The sequence below is a fragment of the Clostridium cavendishii DSM 21758 genome, from assembly GCF_900141845.1.
Taxonomy (GTDB): Bacteria; Bacillota; Clostridia; order Clostridiales; family Clostridiaceae; genus Clostridium_AG; species Clostridium_AG cavendishii.
The window spans coordinates 1-22,304 of sequence record NZ_FQZB01000010.1 but is presented as its reverse complement, the minus strand read 5'-3'; the positions used below and the strand labels follow the sequence as shown (position 1 = coordinate 22,304).

The window sequence follows — 22,304 nt, the reverse complement described above, 5'->3', positions numbered from 1 at the left end:
AGGGGGAGATTGATTATGGCTAAGACATTAGTGGAATTTAAAAATTTAAAAACCTACTTCCATACAGGAGAAGGTGTTGTAAAAGCAGTTAATGATGTTAGTTTTAAAATAAAAGAAGGCGAAACAGTTTGCGTAGTTGGAGAATCTGGTTGCGGAAAATCTGTTACTGCCATGTCACTTATGAGACTTATACCAAATCCTCCTGGAAAAATTGAAGGCGGAGAAATATTATTTCAAGGTAAGGATATATTAAAGCTTAGTGAAGATGAAATGAGACATATAAGAGGAAATGATGTTTCAGTTATATTCCAAGAACCAATGACTTCTTTAAATCCGGTATTTAGGATTGGAGATCAGATTTGTGAAGCTATAATACTTCATCAAAAGCTAACTAAGCAGGAAGCTGAGAAAAAAGCTATTGATGTACTTAAGATAATAGGTATACCAAGGGCTGAGGAAATTATGCAATGTTTTCCTCATGAATTATCAGGTGGTATGAGACAAAGAGTTATGATAGCTATGGCTGTATGTTGTAACCCTAAACTTTTAATAGCTGATGAACCAACAACAGCTCTAGATGTTACTATCCAAGCTCAAATACTTGATTTGATGAGAGATATTAAAAAGAAGCTTAACACTTCAATAATGTTTATAACACATGACCTTGGAGTTGTTGCTGAAATGGCTGATTATATAGTTGTTATGTATGCTGGTAAGGTAATAGAAGAAGCTCCAGTAGAGGAATTATTTAAAAATCCACTACATCCATATACTAAGGGACTTTTAAAATCAAAACCAGTTTTAACAGAAAAAGCAGATAGATTATATTCAATACCAGGACAAGTTCCTTATCCAATAGGAATGCCTGATAATTGTTATTTTAGTTCAAGATGTGATAAATGCAAAGCTAAATGTAAAGATGTTCAGCCTGAACTTAAATATGTTAATGATAGACACAAGGTAGCTTGTTGGCTTTATGAGGAGGGAAAATAAATGAATGATGATGTAGTTGTAAAAGTTGAGAATTTAAAAAAATATTTCCCTATTAAAGCTGGAGTTCTTTCAAAGGTAGTAGGAAATGTAAAGGCTGTAGACGGTGTTTCTTTTGAAATAAAAAGGGGAGAAACATTAGGGTTAGTTGGAGAGTCTGGTTGTGGTAAATCTACTACTGGTAGAGCTATATTAAGATTGTTTGAAAAAACAGAAGGAAATGTTTATTTTGAAGGTAAAGATTTATTTGCTTTAAATAAAAAAGAACTTAGAAGCATGAGACCTAAAATGCAAATGATATTCCAAGATCCTTATTCATCTTTAAATCCAAGATTATCTGTAGGTGAGCTTGTAGGTGAAGCGTTATTGAGTCATGGATTATGTAGTAAGGAAGAAGTTTCAGAAAAGGTTGCTCAAACCTTAACAAGATGTGGGCTAGCTCCATATCATATGAAAAGATATCCACACGAATTTTCAGGTGGACAAAGACAAAGGATAGGTATTGCAAGGGCTCTTATATTAAATCCAAGTTTTATAGTTGCAGATGAGCCAGTATCAGCTCTAGATGTTTCTATCCAATCACAAGTTATTAATCTTATGATGGAATTGCAACAAGAAATGGGATTTTCATATTTATTTATCTCTCATGATTTAAGTGTTGTAAAACATATTTGTCATAAGGTTGGAGTTATGTACCTTGGAAGCTTAGTGGAACTAGCACCAAAGGATGAATTATATGACAACCCACTTCATCCATATACTAAGGCATTACTTTCAGCAGTACCAGTACCAGACCCAACAATTAAAAGAGATAGAATAATTCTTAAAGGAGATATTCCATCGCCTGCAAATCCACCTAGTGGATGTAAGTTCCATACTAGATGTCCTTATGCGACAGAGAGATGCGCAAAGGAAAATCCAGAGTATAGAAATGTAGGAAATGATCATTTTGTAGCATGTCATATTGTGTAGAAAAATAGATAATACAAAAAAATTCAAAATAAGACCTCCTATGCTTAATAAGGCTACGGGGGTCTTATATTGTAAAAAAAGAAAGATATTATTCAGTTGATTTTTTTTATGTAAAGAGTATAAAATAGAACCTAGAAAGTTGGAAGTTAAACCAAAATTTAATTTAATAATTATTTGCTTAATAAATTATACTAATAGTATGATATAATAACTCTAGGCTTATTAACAAAATAATAGTAAAATATACTTTGTATTTTTTAATTGTTATTTTTTATACATGCCTTAGACCTTAATGTTATGGGGTGTAATTATGTTTAGATATGATCCATTGGAAGAAAAGCAGAAACAAGAAGAAAAACAATTATTTGAAGATATAAAAGATAAAGAAAAGCCAAAGTTCAAAGACTTAGTGGCTATTATGGTTGCTCAATATTTGATAATATTACCTATGTTAGTTATAGGTATTGCTATTTTTGGTTTAATACTTTATTTATTAGATAAGTTCTGGCTTAGTTAATAAGTTCTCTTCAAGACCCTTATTGGGCCTTATTAGATAAATATATTTTTTTGGAGGTTTATTTTATTATGAAAAAAGGATTATCAATTGATTTATCAAAAGCTGCTCCTTATTTAAAAGAGCATGAAGTTCAATATATGGGAGAAACTGTTAAGGTTGCTCATGAAAAATTGCACAATAAAACAGGTGCTGGAAACGACTTTTTAGGATGGGTTGACCTACCAGTTAATTATGATAAAGATGAATTTGCAAGAATAAAGAAATCAGCTGAAAAAATAAGAAAAGATTCAGATGCTTTAATAGTTATAGGTATAGGTGGATCATACTTAGGAGCAAGAGCTGCTATAGAAATGTTAACAAACAATTTTTATAATAGTTTAAGTAAAGATAAGAGAAAATCACCAGCTATATTCTACGTGGGAAATAATATAAGTTCAACATACATGGCAGAACTTTTAGAAGCAGTAGAAGGTTTAGATATAAGTGTTAATGTTATATCAAAGTCAGGAACTACTACAGAACCTGCTATAGCATTCAGAATTTTTAAAGATTATATGGAAAAGAAATATGGAAAAGATGAAGCTAAGAATAGAATATATGCTACAACAGATGCAAGAAAAGGAGCTTTAAAGTCTTTAGCTGATGCTGAAGGTTATGAAACTTTTGTAATTCCAGATGATGTTGGAGGAAGATTCTCAGTTTTAACAGCAGTTGGTTTACTTCCAATAGCAGTAGCTGGAGTTAATGTTGATCAAATAATGGAAGGAGCAGCTGATGCAAGAGAAGAATATCAAAATCCATCTTTAATGGAAAATGAATGTTATAAATATGCAGCAGCTAGAAATGCTCTATACAATAAAGGTAAATCAATAGAAGTTTTAGTTAACTACGAACCATCAGTACATTTCTTTAATGAATGGTGGAAACAATTATACGGAGAATCAGAAGGAAAAGACAACAAGGGTATATTCCCAGCAGCAGTTGACTTCTCAACAGACCTTCACTCAATGGGTCAATACATCCAAGAAGGTAAGAGAGACCTATTTGAAACAGTTATAAATGTAGGAAAAGCAAAGAGAGAAATAGTTATAGAAGAAAGCAAAGAAAATGTAGATGGATTAAACTTCTTAGCTGGAAAGACTATGGACTTTGTTAATAAAAAAGCTTATGAAGGAACATTACTTGCTCACAATGATGGAGGAGTTCCAAATTTAGTTGTTAATGTTCCAGAATTAACTCCATACTACTTTGGAAGAATGGTATACTTCTTTGAAAAAGCTTGTGCTATAAGTGGTTATATCTTAGGAGTTAATCCATTTGATCAACCAGGAGTTGAAGCATATAAGAAAAATATGTTTGCTTTACTTGGAAAGCCAGGTTTTGAAGATTTAAAAGCTGAATTAGAAGCAAGATTATAATTTAAATTAATATTAACCTCAGAAATAGCTAAGTGGTTAGTTGTTTCTGAGGTTTTAAATTAATGAAAATTAGAGTTGAGAATTGAGAATTGAGAATTGAGAACTGTGCATTATTAATTTTATGAACTGGTTCTCAATTTTGAATTTTTAATTCAAATGGAGGTGCTTGCATTGAAAATAGTAGTAGATGGTGACGGATGTCCTGGGAAATTATTAATAGAAAAAGCAGCTAAGGAAGAAAAAATTGAAGTAGTTATATTTTGTGATATAAATCATTATATAACTTCTGAATATAGCACTATAAAGTGTGTAGATGCTGGATTTCAAAGTGTAGATATGTATGTCATGAATGAGACAAAAAAGAATGATATAGTAGTAACTCAAGATTTTGGTGTAGCTGCAATGGTTTTAGGAAAGAAAGCTTTTGCTATAGGACCTAAAGGGTATGTTTTTGATGAAGGTAATATTGATAAATTATTATTTGAAAGGCATATATCTCAGAAAGTTAGAAGATCAGGCGGAAAAACTTCAAGTCCTAGTAAAAGAACATCAGAGGATGATGATAGACTTTATAGAAATTTAAAAAAATTAATAATTAAAGCTAAGGAATTAGAGGTATAAAGTGTAAAATATTCTTACACTTTTTTCTTTATTGAAGTATAATTATTATATGTAATATCTTCAAGGATTAAAAGGGTACATAAAATCAAAAAGCTTCAAGTTTGTACTAATTGCTTTTATAACATGGATTAAGGTTGGTAATTAAAAGGGGAAAATATAAAAATATAAAAGATGTATTTACATAATATGGTAAATGTAATATAATTTTTATAGGGTTAGTTATTAATTTGATAACTAGTTATAGGGTTCTAAATCTAAAGGTTAATTTGTAAATTTATTTAAGTAAGATAAATAAACGATATTTTTAATGAATAAATTAAGGCTTAATATTAAAACTCTATAAAATTATTAAAATTATATTTTAAATATCAAGTATGTACAAGTTGTAATTAAAGATACTTGTTTACAATATATCTAAATTATATTTTAGTGGAGTAATTGAGAAGAAAATGGGGGGCAAAATGATGAAGGATTTACTATTAGAATTAGATAAAAGTAGTCCTCAAGAATTAGGACAAGATATTATTATAGAAGCTAAGTTTGATAAAGCAGGATTACTATATAAATTTTTAATTGGCAAGGACGGTATGTGGGAAACTCTTGAAGATTTTAGTGAATATTCAAGAGTTGTGTGGACGCCTAAAGAGGAAGGCGAATACATGATACTAGTTCAAGCAAAAAACAAAAAATCTAAAAAGCCTTTTGATTATAAAGGTACAGTTAGCTATATTATAGGAAATGACTCTGATAAATTAATATCTAATATATATATAGATAAGAAGAATTTAAGTGTCGGAGAAAAATTATCCTTAGAAGTTGAAACTACTAAAGTTCCGTGTATGTTCAGATATTTGATTAGCTCAAAGGCTGGATGGCAGATAATAAAGGATTATACAGTAGAAAATAAAATAAATTATACAGTAAGAGAAGGGGGAGAATTTGAAATTTTGGTAGAATGTAAAAAACCAGAGTCCTCTAATAATTTTGATGATTTTAAAACTATTAAATTTGAAGTAAAAGATGTAGATAAGCCGGAAATTACCAATTTTAAATGCTTAACTAATGATCTTTTAGTTGGAGAAGAGCTTGTTTTTCAAGTTGATGCAAAGTATTCAGATGATAGAACTTTGTTGTATAAATTTGTAAAGTTGAATCCTGATGGAAAGGTTTATTGTATACAGGATTATTCATCAAGACGGATGGTTACTTATACAGAAAAAGAAAGAGGAACTTATAAACTATTATGTTTAATTAGAGATATGTATTCAACTAGAGAATATGATGATAGAGCTATTATAGTTTATGAGGTTATGCCTTATAATAATATAGAAATTCAAAGTTTTACAACAGATATAAGCTCACCTCAGGTTAATGGAACAAATGTTTTATTAAAGGCAGTAGCAGAAGGTGGAAAGAATCTTTTATATAGGTTTAAGATAGATGGTAATTATGGGGAAGATTCAGGATACACAAGAAATTCTAGTTATTTATGGACATCTAAATATGAAGGTGAATATAGATTAATAGTTGAAATTAAAGATGAAAGCTTTAATGGTGAATATGAAGCAAAAGCAGAAATTGAATATGTTATTGAAAAAAAGTGTAATAAGCCAGTTAAGATTTTAGATTTAGTTCTAGATAAAAATAAAAATTATCTTATAAATGAGCCAGTCAATATAAAAGTCATTGCTGAGGGTGGTACAGATTTAAAATATGAATTTTTAGTTTACAAAGATGAAAAAGAAATAGAAAAGATGAATTATGGAAATGCAAATTGGGTTAATTTTACACCAGAATCAGAAGGACAATATAAATTTGAGATAAGAGTTAAAGATAAATATTCGCAAAAAGAATATGATGCACATTCAATAATTCATTTTAATGTTAAAGCGTATATACCAGGAGAAATAGAATATATTTTAGTACCATCTAATGGATATTTTTTAGTTGGAGATATTATAGAAATAGAAGCTATAACTCAAAATACATCTGAAGTGCTTATGAAGTATGTAACAAAGATAAATGATCAAATTGTTGAAGAGACAGAATTTATACAAAATAAGAAAATGATTTTAACACCAAAATGTGCAGGTAAGTATATAGTTGAAATCTTTGCTAAAAACAAAAAATGTAAAGAGGGTTTTGATAGTAAGAGGGAAGTCAAGGTTTATGTTAATGAAGCTCCGCCAATAACAGAAACCAAAATAATATGTGATAAGAAAACTTTTAAAGTAAATGAAGAAATTAATTTTTCAGGTATTTGTCAAGGTGGCAAAGAAGTATGCTATGAGTATTATTTAATGCAGGGTGATAATTGGAATCTTGTACAAAGATATAGTAGAAAAGATTATTATGCTTTCAGACCATTTAGAGCAGGGACATATAGAATGCTTTTATTAACAAAAAGCTACTATAAAAAATCTGCTTATGAAGATTATGATAATTTTGAATTTATTGTGGAAGAATAATAGAAACTCTTCTTAAAAGTATTAAACTTTTAAGAAGAGTTTTTTTGTTAAACTATAGAAAAATATATACTATTTTAATAGTTTTAAATTTAAATAAATATAATTTTTGTGGGTACTATATAAAGTGATAGAAAAAAATGTTTTTTTGTAAATGTTTTCGTGGAAAAAAATGAATATTAGTGATTAAATATATTAAGAAAATATTAAAAAAGTTATTTTATTTAACAAAACTTAATATATTCTTAACATAAAGAGTTTATTATAAAGATGTTGTCCAAATTATTATATATATATTTAGGAGGAATTTATGTTTAATTTATCACCGAAAAATGACAAGTTTTTTGACTTATTTAGTGAATTTGCAGAAATAATAGAGGAAGCTGCTAAAACTTTAAATGAATTAGTTGAAAAACCAGAACAAAATGCAGTACATAAATTTGAAGAACTAAGAGATATTGAACACAAAGGAGATAAAAAGTTACATGAAGTTCTAGAAGAAATAAATAATAGCTTTATAACTCCGCTAGATAGAGAAGATTTATATGTTATAGGTAAAGCCCTTGATGATGTAGTTGATAACATAGAAGAAACTGGCGGAAGATTTATGATGTATAATGTTGCACATTCAAGAGAAAATGCTAAAAAGTTTTCTCAATTTATAGTTCAGGCTTCAGTAGAGTTAAAGAAGTTAATGGTTGAACTTGCAAAAATGAAAAATTCAAAAGAATTTTCAAATTTAATTATTGAAATTAATAAAATAGAAAATCAGGGAGATGTTCTTTTTAGAGAATCAATAAGAGAATTATTTGATGGAAAGACTAAAGAAATAGACATAATTATTTGGAAAGATATATACGAAGTTCTTGAAAAAACTGCTGATTCATTTGAAAAACTAGCCAATATAATAGAAGGAGTTGTAATGAAGCATGCTTAATTCTGTTATGATTGTTACTATTGCTGTAGTTGTTTTAGCATTAGTGTTTGACTTTATAAATGGTTTCCATGATACTGCAAACTCTATAGCTACATCAGTAGCTACAAGGGTTTTAACAACAAGGCAAGCTATCATTATGGCGGCTAGCTTGAATTTTTTAGGAGCATTTATAAGTGAAGGTGTTGCAAAAACCATAGGAGCAGGTATAGTTGATCCAAAAGGAATACCGCAAATGGTTATATTAGCAGCTTTAGTTGCAGCGATTATATGGAATCTTATTACATGGTATTATGGCATTCCTAGTAGTTCATCACATGCTTTAATAGGTGGATTGATAGGTTCAGCTATGACATATGCGGGAACAGCTAAAATAGTATATTGGTATTCATTCTTTACTAAGATAGTTTTATGGCTTTTTTTATCTCCAGTTATAGGTTTTATAATGGGGTATTTAGTTATGGTAGCTATCAATTGGATGCTTAGAAAAACTAAACCAGCAAAAGTTACAAAAATATTCTCTAAGGCACAAATTGCTTCAGCAGCATTGATGGCTTTTAATCATGGTGGAAATGATGCTCAAAAATCTATGGGTATTATATCTATGGCACTTTTAAGTGGAGGATTAATAACTACATTCCATGTTCCAGTATGGGTTAAAATAAGTTGTGCTATAGCAATGGCGTTAGGAACATCTGTAGGTGGATGGAAGATAATAAAAACTGTAGGTGTTAATATGGCAAAGCTTACTCCAGTTAATGGTTTTGCAGCAGAAACAGGAGCAGCAGCTATGATATTTACAGCAAGTATGTTACATGCACCAGTTTCAACAACTCACATCATTTCAGGATCTATAATGGGTGTTGGAGCTTCAAAAAGATTGTCATCAGTAAGATGGTCACTTGCGAAAAATATAGTAATGACTTGGTTTATAACTATACCTTCAACTATAATAGTTGGGGCATTAGTAACAGCAATAATAAAGTTATTTTAATAGATAATCCAAAATTTAATTTACTTAATGGAATGTAATTTGTAAGATTTCTCTTACAAATATATTTAAGTAGAAGTTTTATATATAGAAAATTTAATTATTTAAAATTAGATAAAATTAGAGCTATTTCTTGTTATTAAGGATAGCTTTTTTACGTTTTCTTAATTTTTAAATTGATTATAAAATTAATTATCTTTAATAAAGAGTAGAGTAAGAAAATTAAATTTTAGTGTTCATTATTTTGTAAATATGTTTTAATATAAGAGTCTTTAAAAACGTAATTTTTTAATATATAATAAGGCATACTAAATTATAAGGAGTGTTATACTTTGGAAAGATTAGATAAGGTTTTATCAAACCTTGGTTATGGAACGAGAAAAGAATTAAAACAAATAATAAAAAAGGGTTATGTTAAAGTTAATAATATTATAGTTAAAGATAATGGGCTGCAGATAGATCCAGAGAAAGATATAATTCATGTTAATGATGAAGAAGTAATATATAGAGAGTTTATATATCTTATGATGAATAAGCCTGATGGAGTTATATCTGCAACATTTGATAATAGAGATGAAACAGTTATAGATCTTTTATGTTATGAGCATCAGGTTTTTGAACCATTTCCAGTAGGAAGACTAGATAAAGATACAGTAGGATTACTTTTATTAACTAATGATGGAGATTTAAATCATAAATTAATATCACCCAAATGGCATGTAGACAAAGTTTATTATGCAGAAATAAATATGCCAATAGATGAAGCTGATATAAAAGCTTTTAAAGATGGTGTGATTTTAGATGATGGTTATAAGTGTATGGAAGCTGAATTGGAGATAATAGAAAATTTACAAGATTCAGCAAGAGTCAAAGTAACCGTACAAGAAGGAAAGTATCATCAAGTCAAGAGGATGTTTGAAAGCAGAGGTAAAAAAGTTGTTTATTTAAAAAGAACTAACTTTGGTAATTTGGCTTTAGATGAAAGTTTAGAAGAGGGTGAATATAGAGAACTTACTCAAGAAGAATTAGATATACTTTATTCTAATTGGGAATAATTCCTATAATAAAAAAGAAAAAAACTTTCATATTTGTAGTAAAATAATAGATAAATTTCATTTTAACAAAATATTTATAATAATTTCTATAAAAAACTTGCATTTTTCAATTAAATTTAATATAATATGTCTGCAAGGATAAATAAAAGGATTAAATAGCCCCCTTTTTATTTATTGCTTATTGCTTTAAGCGCAACCTGGCCCCAAGGGTTGCGTTTTTGATTTTTTAAACCCTTTAAACCCTTTATAAAAATGCAGGAAGAACGTCATAAAATCCTGCATTTTTTGCTTTTTATGAATTATAAACTATAAATGAATGTTATAACGGCTTAAACTTATTTTAAATAATAAATTTAAGTCGTTTTATTATGTATATAAAGTTATTAATCTATTAATTTTAATATTATGTTTTAGGGGGAAGCCATTATAAATATATAGGAGCCTATAGTTAATTTGGAATAGTTCTACTTATAGAAAGTTTAAGAGTTGTACTATTACTTTTTTATTATTATTTAGATATAAGTAATAGTAATATGATATAATATTCTTTAGCAACAATTATAAAAGCTAAGCCTTATTAAGGTTTTGCGATAAGAAGGAGTGATTGTATGGATTTAAAAAGCTTGCTTAACAAAGAACAATTTGAAGCAGCAACAACTATAGATGGGCAGGTACTTATATTAGCAGGGGCAGGTTCTGGGAAAACAAGAGTTCTAACACATAGGATAGCATATATGATAGGTGATAAGGGGATAAAATCTTACAATATATTAGCTATAACATTTACAAATAAAGCAGCTGCTGAAATGAGAGAGAGAGTAAAGGCTTTAATTGGAGATGAAGCTGATAATATGTGGATATCAACATTTCACTCCACTTGTGTAAGAATATTAAGAAGAGAAATAGATAAAATAGGATATAAAAAAGATTTTACAATTTATGATTCTTCAGACCAAAAGACTTTAGTAAAGCATGTTATGAAAGAATTGAATATAAATGAAAAAGATATTGATGGTTCGGAAATTCTATCAAATATAGGTAAAGCGAAGGATAAATTGCAAACAGCAGCTCAATTTAAAAGAGAATATGAAACTGACTTTAGAAAAAATAAAATAGCAGATGCTTATTTGCTTTATCAAAAGAAACTTAAAGAAAATAATGCATTAGATTTTGATGATTTAATAGTTAAAACTGTAGAATTGTTTAAAACAGTACCAGAGGTACTTGAATTTTACCAAAATAAATTTAAATATATAATGGTAGATGAGTATCAAGACACTAATAAATCACAATATGAATTTATAAAATTATTAGCTGCAAAATATAAAAATATATGTGTTGTGGGTGATGATGACCAATGTATTTATCAATGGAGAGGTGCTGATATTAGAAATATATTAGACTTCGAAAAAGATTATAAAGATGCAAAGGTAGTTAAATTAGAACAAAATTATAGATCTAAGGGAAATATATTAGATGCAGCAAATAAGGTTATAGCTAACAATACAGAAAGAAAGAGCAAGGTACTAAGAACAGAAGAAATACCTGGTGAAAAGGTAAGGATATATAGAGCTTTTTCAGATACTGATGAAGGAAAATTTGTAGCTTCAGAAATTAAAAAATTAAGAGAGGCTGATGAATTAAACTATAAAGATTTTGCTATACTATATAGAACTAATGCACAATCACGTATATTCGAAGAAGTTTTTAGACGTAATAATATACCATATAGGATAATTGGTGGGCTTAAATTCTATGATAGAAAAGAAATAAAGGATATTTTAGCATATTTAAGAGTTGTAGTAAATCCTGTAGATACAATAAACTTAAGAAGAATTGTAAATGTTCCTAAGAGAAGTATAGGAGATGCAACTATAGAAAAAGTTCAACAATATGCATCAAGTATAGAAGATAGTCTTTATAATGCATTATTAGATGCAGAGATAATTCCTACATTAACTGCGAGAAATATAAATTCTATACAAAAATTTACTGAAATAATGGAAGATTTAATTATGATGTCAGAACAACTTTCAGTTTCAGAGCTTATAGAATATGTACTTGACAAAACTGGTTATATGAAGTCATTAAAAGAATCTAAAGAACTGGAAGATGAAAGTAGAATAGAGAATTTAAAGGAATTAGTTTCAGATGCTGTTGATTTTGAAAAGAATAATCCGGAAGAGAAGTCTCTTGCAAATTATCTTGAAAAAGTTGCATTAGTGCAAGATGTAGATAATATGGATCAAGATGCTAATTCTGTACTTATGATGACAGTTCATAGTTCTAAAGGTTTAGAATTTCCAGTAGTATTTATGGTTGGTATGGAGAATGGAATGTTTCCAAGTTCATCTTCTTTTGAAAAAGATTCAGAAATGCAAGAATCAAGAAGACTTTGTTATGTTGGTATAACAAGAGCTAGGGAAAAACTTTATATGACATCATCAGAAATTAGAAGAGTTTTTGGAAGAACTGTAGCATATCCACAATCGGATTTTATATCAGAAATACCATCAGAACTTAAAGAGTATGTAAATGCACGTAATACTAAACCTAAAACAAGTCAAAATATGTTTGCTAAGGATTTAGGACCTACAGCAAATCCACATAGCTTAAGAAGCAGTATGGGTTTGGGTTCAAATAATCATACTAAGAAGGAAACAGCTGCAGATGCTCTTGAAAAATTAAAAGATATAATAAATGAAGGTGAAAACAAAATGCTTACGGCAGAAGAAGCCACAATGGGAAGGAAAGTTAAGCATAATAAATTTGGTGTAGGTACTATAGTGAAAATAACAAAAGAACCTAATGATGTTAAACTTATGATAGCCTTTGATAATCAAGGTATTAAGAATTTGATGCTTAGTTTTGCACCTTTAGAGTTATTATAATAATAAAAACACCTACTAGGATTTATTTGTAGGTATTTAATTAGATAAGCAGCTATGATAAAGTGGCGTAGTATTTTCTAAATAGGATATAAAGCTTCATGTAAAATAGGAGGATATATGGATAAGATTAAAAGAATTGAGGAGCTTGTAAAAAACTTAAATGAATATGCTTATGAATATTATGTTTTAAGTAATATTAAAGTTTCAGATAAAGAGTATGATGAGCTTTATTATGAATTAGTTTCATTAGAAAAGGAAACTAATTATATTTTACCTTATTCACCAACTCAAAGAGTAGGAGATATTGTTCTACCTGAGTTTAAAAAGTATACTCATAAAGCTAAGCTTTGGAGTTTAGATAAGGCGCAAACAGTAGAAGAACTTACAGAATGGCATAATAGAAATGTTAAATTTGTAAATGAATATAATAAAGTAAATACAGAAAAGCTTCCAGAATTAAAATATGTAGTTACTAAAAAGTTTGATGGACTAACATTAAATCTTTCTTATAATGAAGAAGGAATAATGATAACTGCAGCTACAAGAGGTACAGGTTTTATAGGGGAAGATGTAACAGCACAAGCTAAGACTATTAAATCTATACCATTAAAGCTTAATACAAAAGATTTCTTCGAAATACATGGTGAAGCTATAATGACAAAGGAAGCCTTTGATAAGTACAATTTAACAGCTGAAACGCCACTTAAGAATTTAAGAAATGGTGCAGCAGGAGCACTTAGAAATTTAAATGTTAGAGAGACTGCAAAAAGAAATCTATCAGCCTTTTTTTATGATGTTGGATATAATGAAGGTGAAGGTTTTAAAAGCTATATTGAGATGTTAGATTTTATAAAACAAAAAGGTTTTCCTGTAGATGATTATATTAAATTATGTACATCAATAGATGAAATAGAAAAAGAAATTGAATATATAGAAAATATAAGATTTGATTTGAATTATGATATTGATGGTATAGTGATAGCAATAGATGATATTAAGACAAGAGAACTTTTAGGGAATACTATAAAATTTCCTAAGTGGGCAATAGCTTATAAGTTTGAAGCACAAGAAACAACAACAAAGCTTTTAGAGGTTGAATGGAATGTAGGAAGAAGCGGTAGAGTAGCACCTACAGCAATTTTAGAGCCTGTAGATCTTGGAGGGGTTACTGTAAAAAGAGCTACACTTAATAATATGGATGACATAAAAAGAAAAGGTGTTAAGCTTGGCGCAACAGTATTAGTAAGAAGGAGTAATGATGTTATACCAGAAATAATGGGAGTAACAGAAGATAGTCTAGAGGATGCTCAGGAAATACCTCTACCAACAGTGTGTCCAGCTTGTGGGGGGCACTTAATACAAGAAGGTGTTCATATATTTTGTGAAAATACTTTAAGCTGTAAACCACAAATGGTTAAGACTATAGTTCATTTCGCATCTAGAGAAGCTATGAATATTGAAGGTTTTTCGGAAAAAACTGCAGAACAATTATTTGAAAAGCTTGATATAAAGGCTATATCAGATCTCTATAAGTTAGAGACACAATATGATAATCTATTAACATTAGAAAAGTTTGGTCCTAAAAAGGCACAAAACTTGTTAAATGCAATAGAAAATAGTAAGGTATGTAAATTGCCTGCATTTATATATGCATTAAGCATTCCAAATGTGGGTGTAAAGACTGCTAAAGATTTATGTTCAAGATTTAAAAGTCTTGAGAATTTAAAAAATGCTAAATTTGAAGAACTTATAGAAGTTTCAGATGTAGGCGATATAGTTGCAAAATCCATAGTGGAATTTTTCAAAGAAGAAAGAGCAATTGTTACTATTAATGAGTTATTAATTCTTGGTGTAAAACCAGAATATGAAGAAGTAGAAGTTAAAGAGAATCCGTTTGAAGGAAAAACCGTAGTAGTCACAGGAAGTCTTGTTAATTATTCTAGAACTAGCATAAAGGAAAAACTAGAAAGTTTAGGAGCTAAAGTTGCTGGAAGCGTAAGTAAGAAGACTGATTATGTTATAGCTGGAGAAGCAGCAGGCTCTAAGTATGAAAAAGCTAAAACTCTAGAAATAAAAATATTATCAGAGGAAGAGTTTGAAGGTATGTTAAATGGATAATTTAAAAAAAATAATACAGTTATTGAGTCTTATAGCAGCTACTATGACAAGTATAATAATTATATGTACCTTACTTACAACCTATCAGTTTATATATATAAGTCAGGCGTTTAATTCTTATTATATGATAAAATTAGGCGTAGGTATAACTATGATATTATGGGCAATTAGGTTTTTATTTCATGAAAATGGTAAAGCTAAATATACTTATAGTATAATCTGTGCAATAATAGCTTGTTTAGCATTCTTTTTTATGCATACTTATGTAAAATAAATAACAAAAATCCTTAGCTTTAAAAAGCTAAGGATTTTGTTTATCATCTTGTAATATGCTATTAGGTGGTTCTATATTTTCAGAGTTAACATTTTCATTAGAATTATTACTAGTACCGGATGTTAACGAATTGTTTTTCTTTACTAATAAATAAATATTTTGAGTAAGCTTTTCTAATAAATAATTTTGGTAGCGTGCTTGAGCATAAAATTGGTTTGCTAAAATAAAGCCCCACACAGCCACAAAGATTAAAGTAAGCATGAAAATTATACCTATAATTTCTAATACTAAAATCATATGTAATCCTCCAAGATATTAATAATTTAAATAGATTATACCATATGTATATAAATATTATAAAGGATTAAGAGAGAAAAATCTAAAATAAAATGTTTAATATTTTTCTTATATGTCAATTATAAGTAATAAAGTTATAATTTATTTAGGAGAATTCTTATGAAAAAAAAGTTGATGGTTTTAATAAGTATATTACTTTTAGCTACAACATTTATGTCTTGTATTACAATAAGAAAAAAGAGTAATGAAGAAGATGAAAGTAAATACATAATATATGCAACAACAGCTATGCCAAAATCGTTAGATCTTAATGAAACTGGTATTAGAGAAAATGATTTAATTTGTTCATTATTTGATGGTTTGGTAGAAATAAATGAAGATGGAACAATATTGCCTTCAATAGCTAAAGCTTGGGGGTGTACACAAGATGGTATAGAATATACTTTTGTAATAGATGATAAAGCTAAATGGAGTGATGGGAAAAAAATAAAGGCATCTGATTATGTAAACTTCTTTAAAGGCATATTAGATAATCATAAAAATTTAGACTTTTACAAAGAATTATATTGTATTTATGGAGTTCGTGAATATATAGAAGGTAAAATTGCTTTTGAAAAAGGAGTAGCAATATCAGCCCCTAGTGATGATAAACTTAAGTTTAGAATGAATTCTAAAAATGATGGATTTCTAAAAATGTTGACAGAACCTAGATATAGGCTTAGAAATTTAGATGATAAGCTTAAAAATTATTCTAAAGAGTATTCTAGCATATTATATACAGGCGCATATAGAATAGAGTATGTAGCAGAAGGAGATAAGGTAAGAGTTGTACCTAATGAGAACTATAATATAAGAAATCAAAGACTAATACAAAATCTTGAATTTAAACTTACACAAGGCGATGAGTTAGGTTTTGCAGCATTTAACACTAGTAAAATAGATTTATTACTCAATCCACCTGTAGCGTCAATTAGTAAAGTTAAAAATAACAGTGGTTTTAGTATTTATCCAAGTAATTCATTAGTTACGTTGGTATTTAATGAACAAAATAAAATAGCATCTGATTTGGAGTTTAGAAAAGGAATATGGAAAGCATTGATGTGGGAAGTTTTTGATTCTGACCTTGTGAAAAATAACTTTAAAGAGGTTGCATTAGGAGATTTTGTAAGAAGAGAAAAGCCAGACAAATCTCTTATGACAAATTCAAATATAACTGATAATAGTAAACAAAAAGAAATTAACAAAAAACAAGCAAATGATATATTTGAAAAATTAAAAGTTAAATCAGGTAAGCTTAATTTAATAGCAGTAGATAACAGTGAGAGTAGAATTTTACTAACTTTTATTCAAAAAAAATTACAAGAGAATAATGGGTTGAAAATAAATATTAATTTTTATAATGAGCAAGAAATAAAAAATGTTATAGATAGTAAAGAATATACTATGTATTTAAAAACTTATGATGTTGATTCTAACAATATAATAAGCTTTTTAAAAGAGTGGAACAAAGGTGAAAATACTTTAGGAGGTTTTTCTGATTCTTCTTATAGTAAGGTTGTTGGAAAATTAGATTCAAATAGTAATAAAGCTGAATTGATGCAAAATATAGCAACAGCAGAGGGAATATTGAAAGAGAAACTACCATTTATACCGCTTTATTTCAATAATGTGGTTTGGTGTAAATCAGATAGAATAAAAGATATTAGCTTAGATGGTAACGGGAATATATTATTTAAAGATGTTGAAATGGAATGAAAAAATACTAAGCTTACAGGATAACCTATAAGCTTAGTATTTTTTAATGAGTATCTTTTTTATTATCAACAATAACAGTATATTCTTCAGTAATTTGGTTTAAAGATCTAAAAGCGTTTTGTTCATTTTTAGAAGAAAGTTCTTCCCTAGTTACTATATCCATTGTCTTAATAAGAGAATTTAAACAATTTTCTTTTATGAAGAATAATATAAGATATATAATAAGCATATTTTTACTACTATCAAATGTATTTCTACCAGATAAGAAACATTCTTTTTTCTTAGAATAGATAATTGTTTTGTTAAATACAGGAGCCATTCCATTAACATCAGAGGAAACTAAATTTGGCATTCTAAACATAGTTTCTTCTAACAAATCCTCAAATTTTAAAGAAAAGTTAGTATAACGTTCTATGGAATCTAAAGATGGAGCTTCAGGCCATGAAACTACCATGCCTGAGTTAACAAAAAATTGTTTGTAAAGATTACCTAGGGTTGTTTTTAATTCTTTTGAAGAATCTATATGCTTATCATACATATGAAGATTTAAATAGTATAAAGTTACTTCAGAACTTGTATATTTACATTCTTTTTTATCATCACTATTAAAGAATATTCCATTTTCAGAATCATAAAGTTTTCTATGATTAGCAGTAATATCTTCGAAATAATCTTTAAAGGATGAAATATTAGTATTTTTATAAGATAAAAGTAAATTTAAAGCTGTAAAACATGATAATTCTAATTCATCAGTAGAAAGAGGCGATTCATTGGATTTAGATATTAAGAATTCACTAATGTCAATTAAAAATAGTTTACATTCATTATTAGGATAATACTTATACATCACATTAAAGGCAAAACATATTTTAGAACATTCTTCAAAAGAAAGATTGTATATTTCTTCCTTATAAGAAACAAACATATTAAGTATATCTAGTGAAAAGATTTTGAAGTTTTCAGAATCCTTATCTAAAGGGCAAGTTATAGAATATAAATAATAAGTTACCATCATAATAGCTTGGTCTGAAAATTTAAATTTTCTATCCTTTTCAACTAAATTATATTCACTACTAAGAGATTCATTGGAATTTTTCTTATCTACAAATATGCCTTCACTATTTCTTAAATATGAAGAATAAAAATCTAATTGTAATTTTGCAATGCTTTTATAAAGGTTAGCAAATGAATGAAGTTCTTCATTAATGTTTTTAAATTTATCATAGTAGCTTGTTAGCTCTAATAAAGATAATGTCATTAAAGCATTAGGAAAACAAAGAATCTCTTTCTTAAAACTATCTTCCTGCCAAGCTTTAGAATGCTTGACAGAATAAATTTTAGGAGTAGCTTTTTTGTAGAGACATAAAAGTGGAGAAAAATCTTTTAATATGTTAATATCATTATTGGAAAGAAATTTTTTTGAACTTTTAGATGAAGTAACAATTCCGCATTTAGATTCTAAAACTATGTGTTTAATAGCTTCTCTAGATAGAAAAAACAATTGATTTTCTATTTCTTTAGTAGATAAGGAATTCATTCTAAAGAAGGGTCCTATATATCTCAAGATATTCACCTCATAAAAGTAATATTGATATAATAATATGAGAATTTTATGATAATAAGACCTTTTTTAGAATATATAGAAGGAGATTTTTTTATGAAAATTGGTAAATTAAATTGGACAGATTTAAAAAATCTGATAAACAGAAATAATACAGTAAAAAGAGAAGAGGTAAGAATAAGAAGTGGAATAGGCGAAGATTGTTCGGTTGTGAATTTTGGAGATTATGAATGTGTAATATCAACAGATCCAATAACAGGAACTACTAAAGATATAGGTAGATTAGCTGTGCATATTAATTGTAATGATATAGCTTCAAGTGGAGTGGAGCCACTTGGAATAACTGTAACTATATTAGCACCTGAGGATGCTACATTAGAAGATATTAATAAAGTAATGCAAGAAATTAATGAAGAAACTACAAAATTAAATGTCGAAATAATTGGAGGTCATACAGAGGTAACTTCAGCTGTAACCAGAATGGTTGTATCATGTACTGTATTTGGCAGATGTATTAGTGGAAAGGCTGTTGCATCATCAACTGCAGAGGTAGGGGATGATATAATAGTTACTAAATATTTAGCTTCTGAAGGAACAGCTATACTTGCTAATGATCATAAAGAAAGATGTGAAAAAATATTAACTACTTCTGAATATAATGAAGCATTAAAAATGATAAATAACATAAGCGTTGTAAAAGAAGGTGTTATAGCTGGTGAAATTGGTGTTAATTCAATGCACGATATAACTGAGGGAGGTCTTTTAGGTGCATTATGGGAGGTATGTGAAGCTTCGGATGTAGGTTTCGAAGTTAATTATGATAAATTACCTATTAAAGATGTAACTAAAAAGATTTGTAAGGAGTTTAATATAAACCCTTTAAAACTAATATCTTCAGGAAGTATGCTTATGACAAGTAAATATGGTAAGGATATAGTTAAAGAATTAAATAAAAATAACATAAAGGCTGATATAATTGGGAAAATTACAGATAGTAATAAAGTTATGATGTATAATGGTGAAAAAATATATATTGACGCACCAGAAACAGATGACTTATTTAATATAAAGTAATAATTCTTGGAGGGAGATTGTGTTGAGAGGTCAATCAAGAAAAAAAGATCAAGTAAGACCAGTTAAAATAACTAGAAATTATACAAAATATGCAGAAGGGTCAGTTCTTATAGAAGTTGGAGATACAAAAGTACTTTGTAATGCATCTATAGAAGAAAAGGTACCACCATTTTTAAAAGGCAAAAGTGAAGGATGGATAACAGCTGAATATAATATGCTTCCAAGAAGTACACAAACTAGAAAAGTAAGAGATATTTCAAAACTTAAGATAGATGGAAGAACTATGGAGATTCAAAGGTTAATAGGTAGAGCTTTAAGAACTGTAGTAGATTTAAAAGCTTTAGGTGAAAAAACTATATGGATAGATTGTGATGTAATACAAGCTGATGGAGGTACGCGAACCACAGCTATAACAGGTTCATTTATAGCATTGGTAGATGCTGTGAATAAATTACATAAGGAAAATCCATTTAAAATATACCCTATAAGAAATTTTGTAACAGCTATTAGCGTTGGAATAGTAGATGATGAAATTTTATTAGACCTTTGTTATGAAGAGGATTCTAAGGCAATGGTAGATATGAATATTGTTATGACAGATGAGGGAGAATATATAGAAGTTCAGGGGACAGGTGAACAAAAGTCATTTTCTAGAAATACTTTAAATGAATTATTAGATTTAGCTGAAAAAGGAATAAAGCAAATGATTCATATGCAAAAGGAAAGTCTTAAGATGGATTCACTTTGGATTGGAACAGGGGGAGTTATAGATTAATGAAGAAGGTAATAGTGGCATCGAATAATGAACATAAGGTAAAAGAAATAAAAGAGATTTTAAATAATCTAAATGTAGAGATAGTTTCATTAAAAGATGCAGGAATATTTATTGATGTTGAAGAAGATGGGAAAACTTTTGAAGAAAATGCATATAAGAAAGCTAAGGTAATAACTGAATATTTACTTGAAAATGGAGAGAGTAACTTTATTGTTATGTCTGATGATTCTGGACTGGAAGTGGAATGTTTAAATGGAGAACCTGGTGTGTATTCGGCAAGGTATGCAGGAGAACATGGAAATTCAGAAAAAAATAATGAGAAATTATTAAATAATTTAAGAGGCGTAGAAAAAGAACAAAGAGGAGCAAGTTTTGTTTGTTCAATTGTTCTAATAACAGATAACTTAGAAGAAATAAAAGTAGAAGGAAGAACACATGGTGAAATAACAGAAACTTATAGTGGATCTTCTGGATTTGGTTATGATCCTATATTTTTTGTAAAAGATTTTAATAAGACTTTTGCTCAAATGACGAGCAAAGAGAAAAATTTAATAAGTCATAGAGGAAAAGCCTTAAATAAGATTAGGGCTGCTTTAGAGAATTTTCTAAAGTAAGAATAGATATAAGGGGGAATACTATGGTTGTAGCTGTTGTTAGTGATACACATAATTTTACTAGCTTTATGGATAAGGTAAAAGCAAGGATACAAAAAGCAGATATGCTTATCCATTTAGGGGACAATATAAAGGATTTATATTATATTGCTGAAGGATTTAGTGGGAAAATATATGGAGTAAAAGGAAACTGTGATTTTGATACAAAAGAATTGAAAGAACAGATAATAGAGATAGAAGATAAAAAATTTCTAATAACTCATGGTGATAAATATGGTGTAAAATATGATCTTAATAGAATCTATTTAAGAGCATGTGAACTTGGGGTAGATGGAGTAATGTTTGGACACAATCATATTCCAAGTATAGATGAAAATAATAATATTTGGCTTATTAATCCAGGCAGTGCTTCTTTACCAAAACTATCTAAGCATACTATGGCGTTTATTGAAATTGAGAAAAATAGACCAATATATCCATATATAATAGAATTGTAATTTCTGTCCTTAATATTTAAATAGGAGTTATAATGAGAAAAATATATTTTTATGGAAGTAAATATACGATTTGTTTAATAATTAGATAGAAAAATTAAATCATAATATATATTGTAATATGATTTTTGAAAATAAATATTCTGAAAATTCTTTAATGTTTTAAAATTTAAACTTTAACAATGTTTAAGCTTGAATTGTAATAAAACATAGTGGTAGTAAGACTTGACAGAGTTTTCATTGGAAATAAAAAAAGGTGTTGACGAAAGAGTTTATATCGTGTAGAATAATCTTTGTCGCTAAGAAGTAACAGCTTAGTAGGCAGCAACACTTCGGGGTGTGGCGCAGATGGGAGCGCGCGTGGTTTGGGACCATGAGGTCGCAGGTTCAATCCCTGTCACCCCGACCACTTAAGCGGGTGTAGCTCAATGGTAGAGCCCTAGCCTTCCAAGCTAGTTACGTGGGTTCGATTCCCATCACCCGCTCCA

General features: G+C 28.5%; 19 protein-coding genes and 2 tRNA genes. 19 read left to right on the top strand and 2 right to left on the bottom strand.

What is annotated here, in order from left to right:
* Positions 1-15 precede the first annotated feature (15 nt).
* The 12 genes from BUB01_RS11660 to BUB01_RS11605 all read left to right on the top strand — a co-directional run bounded on the left by BUB01_RS11660 (position 16) and on the right by BUB01_RS11605 (position 15,246).
* Positions 16-993, top strand: a complete 978-nt coding sequence (locus BUB01_RS11660) for an ABC transporter ATP-binding protein (RefSeq protein WP_072987657.1) — start codon at positions 16-18, stop codon at positions 991-993.
* Positions 994-1,962, top strand: a complete 969-nt coding sequence (locus BUB01_RS11655; RefSeq protein WP_072987655.1) for an ABC transporter ATP-binding protein — start codon at positions 994-996, stop codon at positions 1,960-1,962.
* Positions 1,963-2,272: 310 nt separating this feature from the next.
* Complete coding sequence (locus BUB01_RS11650) at positions 2,273-2,479, top strand: hypothetical protein (RefSeq protein ID WP_143152490.1); 207 nt, start codon at positions 2,273-2,275, stop codon at positions 2,477-2,479.
* Positions 2,480-2,547: 68 nt separating this feature from the next.
* On the top strand, positions 2,548-3,897 hold the full coding sequence (locus tag BUB01_RS11645) for a glucose-6-phosphate isomerase (protein ID WP_072987649.1): 1,350 nt from the start codon (positions 2,548-2,550) through the stop codon (positions 3,895-3,897).
* Positions 3,898-4,068: 171 nt separating this feature from the next.
* Positions 4,069-4,518 (top strand): YaiI/YqxD family protein, encoded by a 450-nt coding sequence (locus BUB01_RS11640; protein ID WP_072987646.1) that lies wholly within the window; start codon positions 4,069-4,071, stop codon positions 4,516-4,518.
* Between the two features lie 464 nt (positions 4,519-4,982).
* On the top strand, positions 4,983-6,986 hold the full coding sequence (locus tag BUB01_RS11635) for a triple tyrosine motif-containing protein (RefSeq protein WP_072987643.1): 2,004 nt from the start codon (positions 4,983-4,985) through the stop codon (positions 6,984-6,986).
* Between the two features lie 307 nt (positions 6,987-7,293).
* Positions 7,294-7,920: a DUF47 domain-containing protein gene (locus BUB01_RS11630; RefSeq protein WP_072987640.1), complete on the top strand. Its 627-nt coding sequence runs from the start codon at positions 7,294-7,296 to the stop codon at positions 7,918-7,920.
* Positions 7,913-8,911, top strand: a complete 999-nt coding sequence (locus BUB01_RS11625) for an inorganic phosphate transporter (RefSeq protein WP_072987637.1) — start codon at positions 7,913-7,915, stop codon at positions 8,909-8,911. The genes BUB01_RS11630 and BUB01_RS11625 overlap by 8 nt, the downstream gene beginning before the upstream one ends.
* 329 nt (positions 8,912-9,240) lie before the next feature.
* A complete protein-coding gene (locus tag BUB01_RS11620; protein WP_072987634.1) occupies positions 9,241-9,963 on the top strand; it encodes a pseudouridine synthase in 723 nt (240 codons plus the stop codon).
* Positions 9,964-10,571: 608 nt separating this feature from the next.
* Positions 10,572-12,854 carry a DNA helicase PcrA gene (pcrA, locus tag BUB01_RS11615; protein WP_072987631.1) on the top strand — a complete coding sequence of 761 codons (2,283 nt, stop codon included), beginning with the start codon at positions 10,572-10,574 and terminating at the stop codon, positions 12,852-12,854.
* A gap of 117 nt (positions 12,855-12,971) precedes the next feature.
* Positions 12,972-14,972, top strand: coding sequence for an NAD-dependent DNA ligase LigA (gene ligA / locus BUB01_RS11610; RefSeq protein WP_072987628.1), 2,001 nt, complete (start codon positions 12,972-12,974; stop codon positions 14,970-14,972).
* Positions 14,965-15,246: a hypothetical protein gene (locus tag BUB01_RS11605; protein ID WP_072987625.1), complete on the top strand. Its 282-nt coding sequence runs from the start codon at positions 14,965-14,967 to the stop codon at positions 15,244-15,246. Before ligA ends, BUB01_RS11605 begins: the two co-directional genes overlap by 8 nt.
* 27 nt (positions 15,247-15,273) lie before the next feature.
* Here BUB01_RS11605 and BUB01_RS11600 read toward each other — a convergent pair whose 3' ends face one another.
* Positions 15,274-15,543 (bottom strand): hypothetical protein, encoded by a 270-nt coding sequence (locus BUB01_RS11600; RefSeq protein WP_072987621.1) that lies wholly within the window; start codon positions 15,541-15,543, stop codon positions 15,274-15,276.
* Between the two features lie 159 nt (positions 15,544-15,702).
* Here BUB01_RS11600 and BUB01_RS11595 point away from each other — a divergent pair, with 159 nt between their 5' ends.
* A complete protein-coding gene (locus BUB01_RS11595) occupies positions 15,703-17,298 on the top strand; it encodes an ABC transporter substrate-binding protein (RefSeq protein WP_072987618.1) in 1,596 nt (531 codons plus the stop codon).
* A 43-nt stretch (positions 17,299-17,341) separates the two neighbouring features.
* On the opposite strand, the gene BUB01_RS11590 is transcribed toward BUB01_RS11595, so the two are convergent.
* A complete protein-coding gene (locus BUB01_RS11590) occupies positions 17,342-18,862 on the bottom strand; it encodes a hypothetical protein (RefSeq protein WP_072987615.1) in 1,521 nt (506 codons plus the stop codon).
* A 93-nt stretch (positions 18,863-18,955) separates the two neighbouring features.
* On the opposite strand from BUB01_RS11590, the gene BUB01_RS11585 reads away from it, so the two are divergent.
* The 6 genes from BUB01_RS11585 (at position 18,956) to BUB01_RS11560 (ending at position 22,304) form a co-directional block, all read left to right on the top strand.
* A complete protein-coding gene (locus tag BUB01_RS11585) occupies positions 18,956-19,933 on the top strand; it encodes an AIR synthase family protein (protein ID WP_072988286.1) in 978 nt (325 codons plus the stop codon).
* Between the two features lie 22 nt (positions 19,934-19,955).
* A complete protein-coding gene (gene rph / locus BUB01_RS11580; protein WP_072987613.1) occupies positions 19,956-20,708 on the top strand; it encodes a ribonuclease PH in 753 nt (250 codons plus the stop codon).
* Entirely contained in the window at positions 20,708-21,322 is a 615-nt protein-coding gene (locus BUB01_RS11575) for an XTP/dITP diphosphatase (protein WP_072987610.1), read from the top strand. The genes rph and BUB01_RS11575 overlap by 1 nt, the downstream gene beginning before the upstream one ends.
* 23 nt (positions 21,323-21,345) lie before the next feature.
* Positions 21,346-21,819 carry a YfcE family phosphodiesterase gene (locus tag BUB01_RS11570; RefSeq protein ID WP_072987606.1) on the top strand — a complete coding sequence of 158 codons (474 nt, stop codon included), beginning with the start codon at positions 21,346-21,348 and terminating at the stop codon, positions 21,817-21,819.
* 330 nt (positions 21,820-22,149) lie between these two features.
* Positions 22,150-22,225 (top strand) — tRNA-Pro (locus BUB01_RS11565).
* Positions 22,226-22,230: 5 nt separating this feature from the next.
* Positions 22,231-22,304: transfer RNA gene (locus BUB01_RS11560), tRNA-Gly, on the top strand.

Coding starts and splice junctions, on each gene's coding strand:
- BUB01_RS11605 (WP_072987625.1), top strand. CDS start 14,965: ATGGATAATTTAAAAAAAATAATACAGTTATTGAGTCTTATAGCAGCT.
- BUB01_RS11650 (WP_143152490.1), top strand. CDS start 2,273: ATGTTTAGATATGATCCATTGGAAGAAAAGCAGAAACAAGAAGAAAAA.
- BUB01_RS11645 (WP_072987649.1), top strand. CDS start 2,548: ATGAAAAAAGGATTATCAATTGATTTATCAAAAGCTGCTCCTTATTTA.
- BUB01_RS11635 (WP_072987643.1), top strand. CDS start 4,983: ATGAAGGATTTACTATTAGAATTAGATAAAAGTAGTCCTCAAGAATTA.
- BUB01_RS11625 (WP_072987637.1), top strand. CDS start 7,913: ATGCTTAATTCTGTTATGATTGTTACTATTGCTGTAGTTGTTTTAGCA.
- pcrA (WP_072987631.1), top strand. CDS start 10,572: ATGGATTTAAAAAGCTTGCTTAACAAAGAACAATTTGAAGCAGCAACA.
- BUB01_RS11660 (WP_072987657.1), top strand. CDS start 16: ATGGCTAAGACATTAGTGGAATTTAAAAATTTAAAAACCTACTTCCAT.
- ligA (WP_072987628.1), top strand. CDS start 12,972: ATGGATAAGATTAAAAGAATTGAGGAGCTTGTAAAAAACTTAAATGAA.
- BUB01_RS11585 (WP_072988286.1), top strand. CDS start 18,956: ATGAAAATTGGTAAATTAAATTGGACAGATTTAAAAAATCTGATAAAC.
- BUB01_RS11575 (WP_072987610.1), top strand. CDS start 20,708: ATGAAGAAGGTAATAGTGGCATCGAATAATGAACATAAGGTAAAAGAA.
- BUB01_RS11655 (WP_072987655.1), top strand. CDS start 994: ATGAATGATGATGTAGTTGTAAAAGTTGAGAATTTAAAAAAATATTTC.
- BUB01_RS11570 (WP_072987606.1), top strand. CDS start 21,346: ATGGTTGTAGCTGTTGTTAGTGATACACATAATTTTACTAGCTTTATG.
- BUB01_RS11630 (WP_072987640.1), top strand. CDS start 7,294: ATGTTTAATTTATCACCGAAAAATGACAAGTTTTTTGACTTATTTAGT.
- BUB01_RS11595 (WP_072987618.1), top strand. CDS start 15,703: ATGAAAAAAAAGTTGATGGTTTTAATAAGTATATTACTTTTAGCTACA.
- BUB01_RS11600 (WP_072987621.1), bottom strand. CDS start 15,543: ATGATTTTAGTATTAGAAATTATAGGTATAATTTTCATGCTTACTTTA.